This window comes from Pseudomonas sp. GW704-F2 (genome assembly GCF_059423025.1).
The window spans coordinates 1-18,204 of sequence record NZ_JBWKXO010000011.1 but is presented as its reverse complement, the minus strand read 5'-3'; the positions used below and the strand labels follow the sequence as shown (position 1 = coordinate 18,204).

The window sequence follows — 18,204 nt, the reverse complement described above, 5'->3', positions numbered from 1 at the left end:
CCTTCCGCGATCATCCGCTGATGAGCCCGTTGCGTTTGTCATTGGCAGCCGCCGAGAGTGTTTTTTCGCCGGCCGCCAGGGCGATGCGGGCGAGTTCGGGAATCGACCTGGCTTCGGTCCTGCTCATGATCGACGCTCGGTGTTTTTCCACTGTCCGTTGACTGATCCCCAGGTTGGCAGCGATGTTTTTACTCGGATGACCGTCCAGCACCATCGCCAGGATCTGGCGCTGCCGTGCGGTGAGGTGGCTGATATGGTCAATCGCAGCCTTGCGAAGGACCTGGGAACTCTCGGTTGCGACTTGGCTGGCCAACGCTGTCTTCACGCTGGTTAACAGCTGCTGATAACGAAACGGCTTTTCAATGAAGTCGCATACCCCAGCCTTCATCGCATCGACGACATCGGCAACGCGGCTGTTGCAACTGATCATCAGAACGGGCAACTCGTCGCCCTGTGCTTTAAGACGGGCCACCGTCTCAAGCCCGCTGATGCCCGAGCGGCGCGCATCAATGATCAGGCAGCCCGGTTGGTCAGCGGTATAACTGTCGAGAAACTGCTCGGCAGTGCCGTAGTCGCGCACCAGGTAACCTTCCGACTCCAATAGCGTGCGCAAGTCGCTGCGCAGCGCGGCGTCGTCGTCCACCACGTAAATGACGGGTTGGCGCGACGGGGGCATGGCGTGAACAGCGTGTACTGCGGCGTGTGTACTCAATGCACTGGCGAGGGTGACGCGCAGCAGGTTCAGGCTCACCGGTTTGCGAAGGAGCATGCAGTCGGCGGTCAGGGCGGACTGGGAAACCTGCTTTTTCGTCTCGGCGGTCAATATGACCGCGGGTGTGGCTCGACTGAATTGATCGCGAATCTTTTGCACCAGTTGGACGCCGTCCGAGGACCGCTCGAGCACATGCTCGGTCAAGATCAGGTCCGGTTGAATGCCCGAACGCGCGATCCATTCCAACGCGGCGACGCTATCGCGCACCGCTGCCGTTCGATAGCCCAGCGCCCCCAAACCGCAACTGAGCATATCGCCTAGCAGGGCGTCCGGTTCCACGATCAACAGCAGGCACGTGCGAGCCATGCCCAGCGCTCGAGCGTTCTGTTGTCTGCGCGCGCCGGGCTGAGCGACTGATGGCGATAACGGCGCGCTGATGGAGATCAGCGTCGCGCGTTCGTCAGCGGTTTTGACCTGTAGCTGTAAACCCAGCATCGCGCTGAGTTCCGCTATCGAGCGAAGGGCAGGCTTGCCACAGGCACCCGGCAGTGAAGCCTCATAGACAGGCATCGACACGATACGCAAGGCGTCGTCGCGGCTTTTGCAGCCCGCGAACCACAGCTCGATGCTCAGCCACTCCGAGTGGCGCCTGCAGCCCAGTGTCAGGCGCAGCGTGCTGGTACTGTCCATGATGTTGGCAAGCAGACCGCTCAAGAGTTGCCTGAGGCAATCGGGAAGGCTCCTGACCCACGACGAACACGGCACGATCCGCAGGTTGCGGCGCTGGGCGGCGGCCAACGGCAAAAAGTCTTGAGCCAATGCCTTGAAGAGGGCCTGTATGGGGAAATCCACCGCTGCGTGGCGATCATAGTCTGTCGTGGGGGCGGGTTGGTCGAGCCCGAATCGACTCAACAATTTCTCCAGCGTGGCATCCAATTGTTCAAGCACCCTGCGCGCCGGTGTCGCGGGGTCGAATTCACAGGCCTCAAGCTGCCCGACGATGAGTGAAACCAATTGCGCGGTCTGGCGAAGTTTCTGATCGATGCCGCCCAACCGTTCAGCGGGGAGGGGACAGTAGGCCGATGCCGGGCCTGATGCCTGACGTGGCAACACCTCTTCCGACATGGATTGCTTGACTTGCATGATTACCCCTCCTGACAAGACGCAAAGTCGTATTGCCTGATGCGCAATCCTATGCAGTTTGTAAGGCTGCTTAATTGATCTATGTAAGTATTTACCGAGCCCCGACGGTTCTAAACCGCTCGGTTGATCGCGAGCCAGCAGGCCGTTCACGCTGAGCGCCTTGTTCAGGCCGCCTTTCGGTTCACATCACCGCGCTTTGCGCCAACGAAGTGCGCCGACGGCACCGTTAGAGTGCCCGCTCTTCAGGCCCTGGCCCGGGCTCAAGGGGGCAGACGTAAGTAGTTTCCGACGCTAGCCAGCTGAATGCATTCAGGCCAACGTAATGCCGGTTCGTGGGGACGGCGGCTGAAGGTAGCCGGTTGACGTTGGTTAACTCAATCTCATGGGAAGGCAACCGTTATGGCTTATACAACGATCAATCCATACAACGGCGAGTTGCTCGCACAATTCGATACGCTGACGGCTGAGCAACTGGAGCACAAACTGGCGGCTGCGGCACAGTGCTATGCGACGTGGAAACACACAACGTATGCCCAGCGCGCCTCGATCATCGCGAAGGCCGGTGAATTGATGCATCAGCGCTTCGATGCCCTGGCCCGTAAGATCACGCTGGAAATGGGCAAGCGCATCGACGAGGCCCGAGGCGAAGTCAAATTCAGCGCCGATATCATGGCGTACTACGCCAAGAACGCGGAACGCTTCCTGGCCCCGCAAGCGCTGGAGCCGAGCCAAGGCGAGGCGCACATGGAGAGCAGCCCCATCGGCGTGATCTTCGGGGTCGAACCGTGGAACTTTCCGTTCTATCAGTTGGCTCGCGTGGCCGGTCCGCATTTGATGGCAGGCAACGTGTTGGTGATCAAGCATGCTGGTTGCGTGCCTCAATGCGCGATGGCCTTCGAGCAAATCCTGCTCGAAGCCGGCGCGCCTGCCGGGCTGTATACCAACCTGTCGATCTCCCATGAGCAGTCCAGACAGGTGGTCGATGACCCGCGTGTTCGCGGGGTTGCACTGACCGGCAGTGTCGCCGCGGGCCGCAGCCTGGCGGCCTGGGCCGGGCAGAACCTGAAACCGTCTTCCATGGAGCTGGGCGGCAGCGACGCGTTCATTGTGCTCGAAGACGCCGACCTGGAGCTGGCCGTCAAATGGGCGATCTGGGGGCGGATGTACAACTGCGGGCAGACCTGTTGCGCGGCAAAACGCTTCATTGTCGTGGATAAGGTCGCCGATGCCTTCCTGAAGGGCTTTCAGGCCGGGCTCGCGGCGCTGAAACCCGGCGATCCCATGGACGAAGCGACGACCCTGGGCCCGCTGTCTTCGGAAGCGGCATTGGTGCAGTTGCTCGGGCAGGTTCGCACGGCGACCGATCACGGTGCGAAGGTTCTGCTCGGGGGCACACGTATCGATCGCCCCGGCGCCTTTATGACGCCGACCATTCTCACTGACATCGCCCCTGAAAATCCGGCGTTCCGGGATGAGTTCTTCGGCCCGGTGGCGCTGTTTTTCCGCGTCAAGGACGAAGACGCCGCGATTGCCCTGGCCAACGACTCCGACTTTGGCCTTGGCGGCTCGGTGTTCACACGTGACCTGGACAGGGGGCGTAGTGTGGCAAGTCGCGTCGAGACCGGGATGATGTTCATCAACAACATCAGTTGGAGCGATGCCGAGTTGCCCTTTGGCGGCATCAAGGACTCCGGCTATGGCCGCGAGCTGGGCGACATGGGTATCCAGCAGTTCGTGAATAAAAAACTGGTGCGTTACGTGTTGGCTCAGGCGCCGGTCTGAAGTCTTGTCCTGTTTACATTCCGGGTGCCCGGCCATGCGCGGGTGCCTTCAACGGAGCGCGCGATGTACGTCAATGTGGCTGTGCTGAAAGAAACCCACCCGCACGAACGACGTGTGGCCCTCGTGCCTGGCCTCTGCGCGAAGTTATGTGCGCTGGGGGCAAGGCTTCATATGCAGGCGGGGGCGGGTGAAGCGAGTTTTTTGCCGGACGCTGCTTATTCGGATGTGCTGTTCGTGTCCAGCGGCGGACAGTGGCTGCATGAGGCCGATGTGCTGCTCGCGGTGCAGGCGCCCTCGCTGGAAGTCGTAGGCAAGATGAAGCCCGGGTCGGTACTCCTGTGTTTTGTGTATGCGCAGAAGAATCCGGCCTTGGTGCAACGCTTACTGGAGCGCCAAATCACGTGTTTTGCCATGGAGCGCCTGCCGCGCATCACGCGGGCCCAGTCGATGGATGCACTGTCCAGTCAATCGGCGTTGTCTGGGTACTATGCGGTCCAACTGGGCTCGGTGCAGATGTCTCGCATCCTGCCAAAAGTCACCACCGCGGCGGGTATCGTGGGGCCGGCGCGGGTATTGGTCCTGGGGTTGGGCGTGGCGGGGCTGGAGGCGATCGCGACTGCCCATCGCCTGGGCGCGGTGGTGGAGGGCTACGACGTGCGCCCGGAAACTGCGGAACAGGCGCGGTCCCTGGGGGCCGAATTTGTCGATGTCGGGGTCGATGCGCGAGGCAAGGGCGGCTATGCACGGGAGCTGAGTGAGGCAGAGAAAACCCAAGTCGCTCAAGTGCTGACGGAGCATATCCAACAGGCGGACCTGGTCATTACCACGGCGGCTGTGCCGGGGCGGCCGTCCCCGCGCCTGATCAGTGCCGCACAGCTTGCCGGGATGAAGCCTGGCGCGGTGATCGTCGATCTTGGCGCCGAAGGCGGCGGCAACTGCGAAGGCTGCGTGCCCGGACAGACCGTCATGATCGGTCGGGTAACCCTGATGGCGCCGTTGAATCTGCCCTCATCCTTGAGCCAGGACGCCAGCCTGCTGTATGCGAAAAACCAGTTCAATCTGTTGGCGCTGATGTTGAAGAACAACGTCATCAGCATCGACTGGGACGATCAGATTCTGGCGCAAACGGTACTCACCCACGCCGGCAAACTCATGCATTCGCTGAACCCGGCGGATGCCGCAACCCAGGAGAAGACCTCATGAACAGTGTTGGCTTCGTCGGGCTTTATATTTTCATGCTCGCCGCGTTCGCCGGCTGGGTCATCATCGGGCGGGTCCCGGCGATTCTGCACACGCCGTTGATGTCGGGCTCGAATTTTATCCATGGCATCGTGGTGATCGGCGGGCTTATCGGCCTGCTCGATGCGGCGAGCGTGGCCGAACAGGCGGCTGGTTTTGTCGCGGTGTTGCTGGGCGCGGGGAATGCCGCGGGCGGGTACGCCGTCACGGGCCGGATGCTGGCGATGTTCCAGACCAGCGCGCCGGAACCCAAGCGGCGCAAAGCTCATCACTCTGCCACCCGGAAGCCTGAAAAGGTTTGAGGTTTGATCATGCTGATTATGACGTCGCAGTGGCTGATAGGGCTGGTGTATTTCTTCGCCGCTTTTCTACTGATTTTCGGGTTGTGGCGCATGTCTTCGCCGGTCACGGCGGCCGGTGGCATTCATGTCGCCGGTTGGGGCATGGCGGCCGCCGTTATCGTGAGTTTTCTCTACGTATTTTCGGTGAGTGAGGCGGCCCGGCCACATTTGCCTGTCAACGTCAGCCTGGCGCTCGTCGCGCTGCTGCTGGGCGGTGGCGCAGCGTGGTGGAGCGGGCGCAAGGCGGCCATGACCGCCATGCCGCAGATGGTCGCGATATACAACGGCATGGGCGGGGGCGCTGCCGCCGCGATCGCCGCCATGGAGTTGTTCGGGGGCCGAGTGTTCGACCTTTCGGCATTGGCCGGCACCTTGTTTGGCGCGTTGATCGGTGCGATTTCGTTATCCGGCTCGTTGATTGCCTGGGCCAAGTTGGATGGCCGCATCAACAAGCCGCTGCACATGAAAGGCCTGCAACTGATCAACGCCTTGCTGATGCTGGTGACGCTGTGCGTAGGCGCTTGGCTGATGGTGGTCATGCACGCCGAACACGGTTCGTTGAACGGCGTGCTGTGGTTGATCGGTGTGTTCTTCGGCTGCGCGCTGTTGTTCGGTGTGCTGATGACATTGCCCATCGGCGGTGCCGACATGCCGGTGGTCATCTCCATCTACAATGCCTTCACCGGCCTGGCGGTCGGCCTGGAAGGGTTTGTGTTGCAGGTTCCGGCCATGATGATCGCCGGCATGCTGGTCGGCGCTGCGGGCGTGCTGCTCACATTGCTGATGGCCAAGGCCATGAATCGCACGGTCGCGCATGTGTTGTTTGCCCGATTTGGTGGCCAACCCGTGCGCAAAGGCGCGGCGATCGTGGGTGAGCTCAAGCCGACGGCGGCCAGTGATGCCGGCGTCGCCATGCGGTACGCCAATAAAGTCATCATCGTGCCCGGCTATGGCCTGGCCGTGGCGCAGGGCCAACAAAAGCTCTATGAGTTCGTGAAGTTGTTACAGGCCCACGGCGTGCTTGTGCGATTCGCGGTCCACCCGGTGGCGGGGCGTATGCCGGGACAAATGGACGTGCTACTGGCAGAGGCCGGCGTGCCTTACGACCTGATCTTCCAGTTGGACGACATCAACACCGATTTCGCCGACACCGATGTGGTGTTGGTGATCGGAGCAAACGACGTGGTCAACCCCGCCGCGCGCAGCGACAAAGCCTCGCCCATCTACGGCATGCCGATCCTGGATGTGGACAAGGCTCATCATGTGTACGTGGTCAAGCGCGGGGAGGGCAAGGGCTATGCTGGTATTCAGAACCAGCTGTTTTATGCGGAAAACTGCAACATGGTGTACGGCGATGCACAGGCCGTCCTGGTCAAGATGATCGAGGCGGTCAGAGGCTTGGGGTAACCAAGCGGGGCGACGTCACCGCGCAGGCGGTGAGTGACTTCAGTAGCGATCGAGAGTGTGAAAAGCATGAACACGTTGAGTCCCGACCTCGATAACGGCGCGCGCCAGGCGGCCTTGCTGACGGTGCGCCAGATGGCGGAAGCCGACCGGCTTTCGGTGGTTGCCGGCGTGTCGTCTTTCGAGTTGATGAGCAATGCCGGCGCGGCGGTGGCACGCGAAATCCAGCGGCGCTGGACACCCCGGCCGCTGCTGGTGCTCTGCGGGCCGGGCAACAATGGCGGCGATGGTTTTGTCTGCGCGTACCGGCTTGCGCAAGCGGGCTGGCCGGTGCGGGTGGCGATGTGGGGCAGTCGCGCCGCGCTGAAAGGCGAAGCCGGGCAACATGCACAGCGCTGGCCGGGCGAGGTTCAAGCCCTGAGCCCCGCGGTGCTTGAAGGGGCCGAGCTGATTGTCGACGCGGTGTTCGGCGCCGGCCTCACCCGTGCGCTGGAGGGGCAGGTGTTGGACACCCTGGCTGCGGCTGGCCGTGGCACGGTGCCGATTGTCGCGGTCGACACGCCCAGCGGAGTGATGGGCGATAGCGGTGAGTCGTTGGGCGCGGTGGCGGCGGTGCTGACGGTGACGTTTTTTCGCAAAAAGCCGGGGCATCTGCTGTTACCGGGGCGCGATCTGTGTGGCGAAGTGATTGTGGCCGATATTGGCACGCCCGAAGCGGTGCTCGACGCCATCGTCCCCCAGGCATTTGAGAATCACCCTGGGTTGTGGCTGCCCGATTTACCGCGAGCCGGTCTCGATACCGTCGCGGGGCACCCACCGGTCGTTGCGGCGGATGCCACGCAGGTGCTGACCCTTCACGAGAGCGAATTTCGGCGGATGTTCGACTTCGTCGGCGACAAACTGACCCGCACTCGAGCCGCTGCCCAGCACGGCTCGGCTGTGGTTGTGCATCGCGGCAGTGACACGGTGATTGCCTGCCCCGATGGCCGCGCCGTGATCCATTGCAGTGTGCCCTCGGCCGCCACCGGCGAGCTTTTGGACGGCATTATTCGGTGGCTGCGGACCCAGGGCATGCCGGCCTTTCCGGCGGCGGCAGCGGGCGTGTGGTTGCATGATGTGGCCGCTGCCGAATTCGGCCCAGGGTTACTGGCCAAAGAAGTGCCGAATCTTTTACCTGGGTTATTGCGTCGACTGTACGGCTGATTGTCCGTGGACATGTCGGCGAGTGGTGTATTGCACGTCAAATGTCCGATTTGAAACGTGGATGGCCGTGCGTTTGATATTTATCAAGTACGCTTTGCCGGAAAAGCGCAGTTTACCCCCCAGAGGCTTCAGGTCATCGTCGTGTATCCAACAGAGCAGGCCGGGCTTTTTTCGGTTTTAACCTGATAGGCGCTCGTGCCCAATCCATCGACCTGACGAACAATCAAAAAGAAAGATGAAGCCACTCTTGAAGTACCTTGCCCCTCGAAAAGGTTATATACGAAGGTATTCAACTAATGGCCTCTCACTGCGGTGTTGCAGTATCTGAGCTCCAATACAAAAAGTTTAACTTTGCCGGCTATGAATTGGCCGGTGATCTGCGATTGCCGCGAGGCGCCGAAAGCCTGGTCGTTCTCGTCCATGCCAGTGGCGGCGGTCATTCGAACCCGCGTAACCATTTTATCGCGGAGTACCTGGCGCGCCACGGGATGGGCACCTTGGTGATCGACCTGCTGACAAGGACAGAGCAGCGCTGGGATAACCTGACCGGTGTGCTGCGTTTCGATATTGCATTGCTCGCCGATCGACTGGTCAAGGTCATCGACGCAATCGCCCGAGACGCTGAATTACGCCGTCTTGCCATGGGCTTGTTCGGTGCCAGTACGGGCGCCGCCGCCGTGCTGGTCGCCGCGGCTCACGTGGGCGGAGTGCGGGCGGTGGTCTGTCGAGGCGGGCGCACCGATCTGGCCGCCCAGGCGTTGTGCGAGGTCAAAGCGCCGACGTTGCAAGTGGTGGGCGCGGAAGACCCGATGATCCTGCGCTTGAATGTGCGGACCAGTCGGGCGTTGCACTGCACGCAAAGCCTGGAGGTCGTCAAAGGCGCGACGCACCTTTTCAAAGAGCCGGGCACCCTGGCGGACGTAGCCAGGCTGACCGGCGATTGGTTCGAAAAGTACCTGCACAAGGAACCTTTGCCCAGCGAGCCGCTGCCCGGAATCAATGGCAAGGTTTCATCTTCTTAGCGCGGGCCTGTACAACCCAACCCGTCATGGAGCGAACATGCATTTCTTAGCCTTGGCGGTCGACTATGACGGAACCATTGCCGAACACGGCAATGTTCCCGCACACGTCTGTACAGCGCTTGCCAGCCTCAAGGCCAGCGGTCGCAAGTTGCTGTTGATTACCGGCAGGGAGTTGCAGGCGCTCAAGCATCATTTTACCCAGCTCGATCTGTTTGACCTGGTGGTCGTGGAGAATGGCGCGCTCCTGTACGACCCGCGCACTGACACCGAGGAACTCATCGCCGATTCGGCCTCCACCGAACTGGTCGAGCGCCTGCGCGACAAAGGGGTTTCATCCTTGTCCGTCGGTAGGTCCGTCATCGCCACCTGGCATCCGTTCGAGGACGCGGTGATCAGCTCGATTCGCGAGCTGGGCCTGGAGCTGCAGATGACGTTCAACAAGGATGCGATCATGGTGCTGCCGACGGGGGTGAACAAGGCCTCGGGGCTGAGTGCCGCGTTGCTGAGGCTGGGCATCTGCGAACTGAATGTGGTCGGCGTGGGCGACGCCGAAAATGACCACGCGTTTCTCGCGATCTGCGGTTGTGCGGCGGCGGTGAACAACGCGATCGACTCAATCAAGGCCCGCGCGGACATCTGCCTGAGCCAGGATCACGGGCGCGGGGTCTGCGAGCTGATAGACATGCTGCTGCAAAAGGACGCCGCGCTGGTGCCGGTCGAGCGTATCGGCGTGCAACTGGGGCGAACCGCCGATGCACGCAAGGTGTGGTTGCCGCCGGAATCGGTGCTGCTGGTAATCGGCAATTCAGGCTCCGGCAAGTCGAGCTACGTGACCTGGCTGACAGAACGCATGGTCGAGGCCCACCAGGGCTTCTGCATCATTGATCCGGAAGGCGACTATCTGTCGCTGGACGGTGCGGTCACGGTCGGTGGCCTGACCACTCCGCCGACAACCGAAGAGTCGCTGCATCACCTGTTACAGGCGCGGCTTAACGTGGTGGTTAGCACCCTGGCTCTGGACCCGGCCGCCCGCGTGCAGTTGTTCGGCGAATTACTGCCGTTTATCCAGCAGCTACGCAGCAGCACCGGCCGCCCGTACTGGATGGTCGTGGACGAGGCCCACTACATGCTGCCCCATTGCGCTGCGTGGCCTCCGGGGTTTCTGGCGAATATGGGGGCGATCATCGTTGCCCTGAACTTCGATCAGGTCTGCCCGTCGCTGCTGGACGCGGTAGACGTGCTGGTGACCCTGGGCAGCACCGCCCGCGAACTGGTCCAACGCTACGCCCAGCATACGCAGCGACGCTGCCCCGAATTCCCGGCGCGCTCATCCGCGCCCGACTATTTCTGTCTGTGGGACATTCGTCATGGCGGCGACGTGGTGCTGATGGCGCAGCAGCAACCCGAGCAGAAACATCATCGCCACAGCGGCAAGTATGCGGTCGGGGATGTGGGCGCCTGGCATGCATTCTACTTTCCCAGCCTTGACCAGCGCGCCTCGAACCTTGCGGAGTTTTTGTCTTCGCTTGCGCGCCTGGACGATCCCGCGTTCCGCCAACACCGCGAGGCCGGGGACTTTTCCAACTGGTTTCGCGAGGTGATCCGCGACGACGTGCTGGCCAACGAAACCCGTCTGCTTGAAAACGATGCGTCTGTACCGCTGCGGGATGCCCAGGAACAGATCGCGCATCTGGTGCAATCGCGCTACCACTTGGAACCGCAGTGAATGGTCGGGCGGCGTGCGCGTCTACAGTTCCAGCTCGTGAACGATGCGATCAAAATCCCGGCCCAGATAGGCCGAGGTAAAACCCGATTGCTTGTACAAGCCATGAATCGGGTAATCGGTCGACAGGTCCGTCGAGCACATTTTGTGAAACCCCTCACGCCTGGCGGCATCGATCAGATGCCCCAGCAATAAACGGCCCAGGCCCTTGCGCAGCCACGGGTCGGCGACGGCGACCGCGCAGTCGCACTGTTCGTCCTGATCGGTGGCACGCCGGTAGCGGCTGACACCGATTACCTGCAACTCGCCGTCATGGTGGATCAAGGCCAGGTAGCCGCGGCTGATCTGCGCCGACTCGCTCAGCAGTGTATCGATTGCGCTCGCATCGACATGGGGCACCGCGCCCAAAAACCGGAAGCGCAGTGACAGCGGCGACAACCGCTGGAAAAAATGCAGCAGGCCCAGGTGATCGTGCGTCGACAACGGACGGATAAGCACATGCGTTCCGTCGTGCAGTTTTTCCAGCCAATGCTCGGCGGGCGAGGCTTTATCCATCTCGGCAATCAGAGCCGCAGTGTGTTGATTAGCTAGCATGGGGGGCTCCAGCGCACAGTGGGGTCGAAGAACGGCCTTGTTCACACTGAGGGGTATGCGCAGCAGGCGTATTGATCAAGGTCAGAAAGCGTGATGCGGACTAACCGATCGTCCAGGGGCAGGTTGACCTGGATCAAACGGCCCCGCCCAGACCGCGCCAGAATCGGACTCTCTGCTGATTCGCTCAGGGGCACGGCATGCCTGTCAAACCGCCCACTGCTGGTTTCATCGATCCGGCTGTACCTGAAGAGGAACAGCATTACAGCCGTTCCGCGCTGTGGCTGACGTGGCTGCTCGGCGCCGCGATGTTTGCGACAGTGGTCGGCGTGGCGCTGCAATTCACCGACGTCGAATCCTTCACACGCTTGCTGACCCAGGCAGAGCCGCTGTGGCTGGTCGGCGCCCTGGCGTTGCAAGTCTTGACGTATATGGCGCAAGGGCAGGTCTTTCGGGTGGTGCTCAGGGCCGGGACGCAGCCGCTTTCACTCTGGGAGGCAGGCAAACTCAGCGTGATGAAGCTGTTTGTCGATCAGGCCCTGCCGTCCTCCGGCATCAGCGGCGCCTTTGCGGTCGTGGCCTCCTTCGTCCGCCTCGGGTTCGCAAAACCGCTGGTGCTGGCGAGCCTGGTGCTGGATTTGTCCGGGTATTTCCTGGCCTATGCGGTGTCGGTCGGCGTGGCGTTACCGGTGGTGATCTTCCAGGGCCATGCCACGCCTGCGGTGGTGACGGCGTGCCTGGTGTTCGTTGCCGTCAGCCTGTTGCTGGCAGTGGTCACGCCAAGGCTGGCCGGCAATCGGCGCCTGGTCGAGCATTTGCCGGGGCGACATTTTCCGATTGTCGCCAGAATCGCGTCATTGCTCACCGGGGCCGACAAGCAACTGGTGCGCAGCCAAGGGTTACTCTGGCGGATTACCTTGCTGGAATTGGTGATCATTGTGCTCGACAGCGCCACATTGTGGGTGCTGGTGCGCGCGCTGGGTGTGTCCGCGCCGCCGTTGGGGCTGTTTGCCGGTTTTATGCTGGCCAGCGTGCTGCGCAGTATCGGCATTGTGCCGGGCGGGCTCGGCGCCTTCGAAGCGGCGGCGGTCGTCACGCTGCATTGGGTGGGGGTGAACATTGCGGTGGCGCTTTCCGCCACGTTGTTATTCCGCGGGCTGACGTTCTGGTTGCCGATGCTGCCCGGCCTCTGGTTGGCCCATCGTGAATGGCGATCCAACGTCAAGCCGCCCGCCCGCGTGGCAACCGGCGATTATTGGAGCCCGCCAGTCAGCCAGGTGTTCAGCAGCCTGCACAGCACGCCGCAGGGCTTGAGCGAGGCCGACGCCAACGCGCGGGTGCGCAGCGCGCCGGCCACGCCCAAAGACCGACCGCGCGGCCTGGCCCGGTTGGTGCTGGAGCAAATGCGGACGCCCTTGGTGCTGATCCTGATCGTGGGCGCGCTGGTCGCCGTGGTGGTGGGGGATTGGCTAGATGCGGCGATTGTCGGCTGCATCGTGCTGATCAGCGCGGTTCTCAGCGCCTGGTATGAAAATCGCGCCAGTACGGCGGTGGAGCAACTGCGCAGCAAGATCGCGCTGCGCGCCACGGTACGGCGCGACGGCAAGGCCGTGGACATCGCCGCCAGCGAGGTGGTGCCGGGGGATATCCTGATACTCAGCGCCGGCAGCCTGATCGCGGCCGACGGTCGGATCCTGCAGGCGCTCGATTGCTTCATCGGTGAAGGCCTGCTGACCGGCGAAACCTTCCCGGTGGAAAAATTGCCGGGCGACTGCGCCGCCGATGCCACGCTCGGACAGCGGCATAATTGCGTGTTCATGGGCACCTCGGTGCGCAGCGGCACCGCCGAGGTGCTGGTCACGCGCTACGCCTCGGACAGTGAGATCGGGCGCATTGCCAAGACCCTGACGCTGCGCCCGCCCGAGACGGAGTTCGAGCGCGGCCTGCGTCGCTTCGGCAGCTTGCTGTTGCGGGTGATGCTGGTGATCACGATCGTGGTGTTCGGCATCAATATCCTGCTGCATCGTCCTGCGCTCGACACCCTGTTGTTTGCCATCGCGTTGTCCATCGGGCTGTCGCCGGAACTGTTGCCGGCGATCCTGAGCATCACGCTGGCCAAAGGCGCGCAACGCATGGCCGCCAAAGGGGTCATCGTGCGTCACCTCAATGCGATTGAAAACCTCGGGGCGATGGACATCCTGTGTACCGACAAGACCGGTACGCTGACCCGCGGTGTCGTGGTGCTGGACGGCGCCATGGATCTGGCGGGCAATGCCGATGCCACGATCCTGCAACTGGCAGTGTTCAACTCCAGCCTGCAGACCGGCATGCGCAACGCCATGGACGATGCGATCACCCTGGCCGGCAAAACCCTGGCGCCATGCCCCGGCGCGAGCAAGCTCGATGAAGTGCCGTATGACTTCGTGCGCAAGCGCCTGAGCGTGGTGGTCGCGAATGCGCCTGAGGCCGCCCGGCTGATGGTGACCAAGGGGGCGCTGGACAATGTGCTCGAGGTTTGCACACAGGTGCGCCGCGGCGAACAGTTGCTGGCGCTGAGCGACACCGAGCGGGCCGCCATCGCGCAGCGTTTCGCCGACTGGAGCGAGCAGGGCTTCAGGGTTTTGGGCCTGGCCACGCGGGTCTTGCCGGACCAGCCGCACTACGGCCGGGATGAAGAAAAGGCCATGACCTTCCGCGGTTTTCTATTGTTCTTCGACCCGCCGGAGCCGGGGGTGAAAGACACTCTCGCCAACCTCGAGCGCCTGGGTGTGCAAGTCAAGATCATCAGTGGCGACAGCCATCTGGTCGCCCGCCATGTCGGCATGGCCGTGGGCCTGCCCGTGGAGCGCATCATCACCGGCGCCGAGCTGGCGGCCATGAAAGACGAAGCATTGATGCACCTGGCGCCACTGACGACGCTCTTTGCCGAGGTCGACCCCAACCAGAAAGAACGCATCATCCGCGCCCTGCAGAAGACCGGGCACGTTGTCGGCTATATGGGCGATGGCATCAACGATGCCCCGGCGCTGCAAGTCGCCGATATCGGGATCTCGGTGGATAACGCCGCCGACGTGGCCAAGCAGGCCGCGGACTTCGTGTTGCTGGAGCACAACCTCGACGTGTTGCGCGAAGGCATCGAAGAGGGCCGGCATACCTTTGCCAATACCTTGAAGTACATTTCCATCGTCTCCAGCGCCAATTTCGGCAACATGATCAGCATGGCCCTGGCGTCGTTGGTATTGCCGTTCCTGCCGATGCTGGCCAAGCAGATACTGCTCAACAACTTCCTGTCCGATATCCCCTCCATGGGGATCGCCAGCGACAACGTCGACCGCGAATGGGAAAACACCCCGCACCGCTGGAACATCAGGGAAATCCGCAACTTCATGGTGGTGTTCGGGCTGGTCAGTTCGCTGTTCGATGTGCTCACGTTCGCGGCCCTGTACCTGCTGGCGGAAAAGGGCCCGGAAGTGTTTCGCAGCGGCTGGTTCGTCGAATCGCTGCTGACCCAACTGCTGACAATCTTCATCGTGCGAACCTACCGCCCGTTCTACCAAAGCCGCCCGGCCACACTGCTGTTGCTCAGCGCCGCGGCCATCGGCCTGCTGGCCGTCGGGCTACCTTACAGCCCGATCGCGTCCTGGTTCGGCCTGGTGCCCTTGCCACTGCCGATCCTGCTGACAGTGCTGGCAATCAGCCTGGCCTACATGGGCGCGGCGGAATGGGTCAAGCGGCTCTTTTACCGTCGCCAGCGGTTGAGCCGCGCTCGCGCTGCGCCGTAGCGGGGCGTGAGGGGTTACTCGTTACGTGCCCACGTGACGTTCACGCCGTATTGACTATCACCGTAGCGGTACTGCGCCTTGCCTTTGAATGCGCCTTCCAGTGCATGCGCCAGGCGATTGGCCAGATGAATACCGGTGGTGGTCACCATCAGGTCGTCCGCCACCTCCGTCACGCGCATGATGCGCTCCAGCGCATGCTCGGCCATTTCGGTTTTTTCGGTGTTTTCGATCAGGTGGATGATTTCATCATGGTGCTTTTGCAAGAAGCCGCCCGATAGCATCAGGGTGCCGGCCGGCATGTTGTCCGCGATGCGGCGGCAGGCCGGGCAGGTGACGGTTTGCGCGTCATGCACCACCGCGTTTTCAGGTCGGTTCCAGGTCCAGTTCCCGGCCTGATACACCGCGTCGCACTGCGGGCACACCGCCGAACCTTCAACCCGCGGCAAGCAATAGGGATCATGGGGCGGCGTTTTGAACAGCTTGTTTTTCTGACTCTGCTGATACTTGTCCATGGTGTTTCTCCTGACGCATCGAGAGGGGCAAACCCACGTGTTGACGATCGGGTGGATTTCACAGGTTGATTTGGACGCTGTTTCCGCCCGAGCGGGTTGATTTTTGTCAACTCGCAGAGCGCCCGGCGACCGCCGGTGCAAGCGTCGCGGCTGGCGTCGGCAAGGGGTGTGAGTTTGTTGATAAAAGTCAACCTCGCCGCAGGCACTTCAGAGAAGCATGCAAGTTCCGTCGACGTGAGAGGAGAGCACCCTGATGGCTCACAGTAAAATCGTGTTTCGCGCGGCTGCCCGCGAGAAGATCCTCAGCGGCGCCACCCAATTGGCGGACGCGGTGCGCGTGACGCTGGGGCCGAAGTCCAAGTCGGTGTTGATGCAGAACAAGTGGGGCAACCCGACGGTCTGCAACGATGGCGTCACGATTGCCAAACGCATTGACCTGCAGGACCCCGAGGAGAACCTCGGCGCGCAAATGCTGCGCCAGGCCGCGGAACGCACGGGTGACGCGGTCGGCGACGGGACCAGTACGTCAACGGTGCTGGCCCATGCGATCCTGGCCGATGGCATCCGCAACGTGGTCGCGGGGGCCAGCGCGATCGATCTCAAGCGCGGCCTGGATCGGGGCCTGCAGCTGGTCGTCGAGTCGCTGGCGGCGCAGTCCCGTCCCGTCAGCACTCCCAAGGAAAAAGCCCAGGTGGCGACGCTGTCGGCGCATAACGACGCGGTCATCGGTCAACTGGTGGCCGACGCGCTGGAGAAGGTCGGCGTTGAAGGCGTGGTCAGCGTCGAAGAGTCCAAGACCACCGAAACGGTGGTCGAGGTCATGGAGGGCATGCGCTTTGACCGGGGTTATGTCTCACCTTATTTCGTCACCGACACCGAGAAAATGCAGGTCGAACTCGACGATGCCTGCCTGCTGCTCTGTGACCACAAGATCGGCGTACTCAAAGACTTGCTGCCGTTGTTGGAACAGGTCGCCAAAAGCGGTCAGCCCCTGGTGTTGATCGCAGATGACATCGAAGGCGAAGCGTTGACCACGCTGGTGGTCAACCACATCCGCGGCGTGCTCAAGGCTGTGGCGATCAAGGCCCCGGGCTTTGGCGACCGGCGCAAGGACATGCTGCAGGACATGGCCGTATTGACCGGCGCCACGGTGGTCTCCAACGAACTGGGGATCAGCCTCGAACAGGTCGACCTGCAGCAGTTGGGGCGGGCCCATCGAGTGGTGGTGTCGAAGGACAGCACTTCGCTGATCGGCGGCGCCGGTACACGCGCCGCGATCGACGCACGCCTGCAGCAGATCCGCGGGCAAATGGCGGCTACCACCAGCGATTACGACCGTGAAAAGCTGCAGGAGCGGCTGGCCAGGCTGTCCGGCGGCGTCGCGGTGATCCGGGTCGGCGCGCCGTCCGAAGCCGAAATGAAAGCGCGCAAGGACGCCCTGGATGACGCGATCTCGGCGACCCGCGCGGCGATCACCGAAGGGATTGTCCCCGGCGGCGGCCTCGCGCTGCTCAAAGCGGTGCCGCTGATCGCCGCCGAGGAAGCCCGGCAGGAGGGCGATGTCCGCACCGGCCTGCAGATACTGCGCCGGGCACTGGAAGCACCGGCGCGGCGCATTGCGGAAAACTCGGCGGTGGACGCCGGCGTGGTCGTTGCGCGCATGCTGGCGGAGCCGGGCAACATTGGCTTTGATGCGTCCGCCAATACTTATGTCGACATGTACGAAGCCGGCATCATCGATCCGACCAAAGTCGTGCGTATTGCCCTGGAAAATGCGGTTTCCGTGGCCAGTATCCTGCTGCTGACCGAAGCGACCATTACCGATATCCCAGAAAAAGAACCGCCAGCCCAACCGTCGTTCCCTGAAGGTTGAGCGCCTGCTCGCGCCTTGCTTCGATTTGAATCGCCCTGATGGAGGCATGCACCCATGAACGTAACCAAGGCAATCGCCGGCCGGCGCTCGACACGTGACTACACGCCAGAACCGCTCGATGAAAAACTCATTTGTCGCTTGATCGATGCCGCCGCCCAGGCGCCCAGCGCGATGAACCAACAACCGTGGACGTTCACGGTGATCCGCGACCAGGCGCTGCTGGAGCGGGTTTCCCGCGAAGCCAGGGCCTGGATGCTCGCCACCACGCCCGCCGGAACGCACTCCAGCCACTTCCAAGCGTTGCTCAGCGAGGACAGTTTTCAGATTTTCTACCACGCGCCGGTCCTGGTGCTGATCTCGGGCAACGGGCCCAATCAGTGCATTGTCGAAGACTGTGCCCTGGCGGCCGAGAACCTGATGCTCGCGGCGTATGCCGAGGGGCTCGGGACGTGCTGGATCGGTTTCGCCCAGGGCTTTCTGAATACGCCGCAGGGTAAGCAGGCGCTCGGCCTGCCCGCCGAGTGGATACCCGTGGCACCGATTATCGTGGGGCACCCGAAGTCTGTGCCCGCGCCCATCGTGCATAAGACCCCAGAGATCCATTGGATAGGCTGATGCCCCAGGCAGGGCTACCGTTGATCCAGCGGTTGACCGGTGTCTCGGTTTTCTGACGTGGATCAGATCGCCCGCCAGGCGGGCTCCTATGCTCGGATTGAACCCACGACATTGAGATGAGCTGAAATGAACAAGCCACGCTTGCTTGGCCAGTGCTTGCTGATCGCGGCAAGTGTTCTGCTGTTACCGTCCACCGGCGCATTTGCCAACCCCGCGATGCCAGGGCCAGGGTCAGGTCTAGGCCTAGGGTTAGGGCCAGGGG

13 protein-coding genes are annotated in these 18,204 nt (G+C 62.3%); 10 read left to right on the top strand and 3 right to left on the bottom strand.

Annotation, left to right across the window (positions count from 1 at the left end):
- Positions 1-10 precede the first annotated feature (10 nt).
- Positions 11-1,855: a response regulator gene (locus AC07W0_RS11775; RefSeq protein WP_102617450.1), complete on the bottom strand. Its 1,845-nt coding sequence runs from the start codon at positions 1,853-1,855 to the stop codon at positions 11-13.
- 399 nt (positions 1,856-2,254) lie between these two features.
- Here AC07W0_RS11775 and AC07W0_RS11770 point away from each other — a divergent pair, with 399 nt between their 5' ends.
- From AC07W0_RS11770 to AC07W0_RS11740, 7 genes are all read left to right on the top strand, one after another.
- On the top strand, positions 2,255-3,637 hold the full coding sequence (locus AC07W0_RS11770; protein ID WP_102617449.1) for an NAD-dependent succinate-semialdehyde dehydrogenase: 1,383 nt from the start codon (positions 2,255-2,257) through the stop codon (positions 3,635-3,637).
- 63 nt (positions 3,638-3,700) lie between these two features.
- Positions 3,701-4,840, top strand: a complete 1,140-nt coding sequence (locus AC07W0_RS11765) for an NAD(P) transhydrogenase subunit alpha (protein WP_102617448.1) — start codon at positions 3,701-3,703, stop codon at positions 4,838-4,840.
- Complete coding sequence (locus AC07W0_RS11760; RefSeq protein WP_017845766.1) at positions 4,837-5,178, top strand: NAD(P) transhydrogenase subunit alpha part 2; 342 nt, start codon at positions 4,837-4,839, stop codon at positions 5,176-5,178. The genes AC07W0_RS11765 and AC07W0_RS11760 overlap by 4 nt, the downstream gene beginning before the upstream one ends.
- Positions 5,179-5,187: 9 nt before the next feature.
- Positions 5,188-6,624, top strand: a complete 1,437-nt coding sequence (locus AC07W0_RS11755; RefSeq protein WP_017845767.1) for an NAD(P)(+) transhydrogenase (Re/Si-specific) subunit beta — start codon at positions 5,188-5,190, stop codon at positions 6,622-6,624.
- A gap of 66 nt (positions 6,625-6,690) precedes the next feature.
- Positions 6,691-7,824 carry an NAD(P)H-hydrate epimerase gene (locus AC07W0_RS11750; RefSeq protein WP_102617447.1) on the top strand — a complete coding sequence of 378 codons (1,134 nt, stop codon included), beginning with the start codon at positions 6,691-6,693 and terminating at the stop codon, positions 7,822-7,824.
- A gap of 296 nt (positions 7,825-8,120) precedes the next feature.
- Entirely contained in the window at positions 8,121-8,846 is a 726-nt protein-coding gene (locus AC07W0_RS11745; protein ID WP_046383389.1) for a dienelactone hydrolase family protein, read from the top strand.
- 37 nt (positions 8,847-8,883) lie between these two features.
- A complete protein-coding gene (locus AC07W0_RS11740; protein WP_102617446.1) occupies positions 8,884-10,572 on the top strand; it encodes an HAD family hydrolase in 1,689 nt (562 codons plus the stop codon).
- Positions 10,573-10,593: 21 nt separating this feature from the next.
- Here AC07W0_RS11740 and AC07W0_RS11735 read toward each other — a convergent pair whose 3' ends face one another.
- Entirely contained in the window at positions 10,594-11,163 is a 570-nt protein-coding gene (locus AC07W0_RS11735) for a GNAT family N-acetyltransferase (RefSeq protein ID WP_102617445.1), read from the bottom strand.
- A 197-nt stretch (positions 11,164-11,360) separates the two neighbouring features.
- Here AC07W0_RS11735 and mgtA point away from each other — a divergent pair, with 197 nt between their 5' ends.
- Positions 11,361-14,942, top strand: coding sequence for a magnesium-translocating P-type ATPase (mgtA, locus tag AC07W0_RS11730; protein ID WP_102617444.1), 3,582 nt, complete (start codon positions 11,361-11,363; stop codon positions 14,940-14,942).
- Between the two features lie 14 nt (positions 14,943-14,956).
- On the opposite strand, the gene AC07W0_RS11725 is transcribed toward mgtA, so the two are convergent.
- Complete coding sequence (locus AC07W0_RS11725) at positions 14,957-15,454, bottom strand: BCAM0308 family protein (RefSeq protein ID WP_017845773.1); 498 nt, start codon at positions 15,452-15,454, stop codon at positions 14,957-14,959.
- 253 nt (positions 15,455-15,707) lie between these two features.
- Here AC07W0_RS11725 and groL point away from each other — a divergent pair, with 253 nt between their 5' ends.
- Positions 15,708-17,327, top strand: a complete 1,620-nt coding sequence (gene groL / locus AC07W0_RS11720) for a chaperonin GroEL (RefSeq protein WP_046484233.1) — start codon at positions 15,708-15,710, stop codon at positions 17,325-17,327.
- 54 nt (positions 17,328-17,381) lie between these two features.
- Positions 17,382-17,942: a nitroreductase family protein gene (locus AC07W0_RS11715; protein WP_046484235.1), complete on the top strand. Its 561-nt coding sequence runs from the start codon at positions 17,382-17,384 to the stop codon at positions 17,940-17,942.
- Positions 17,943-18,204 lie beyond the last annotated feature (262 nt).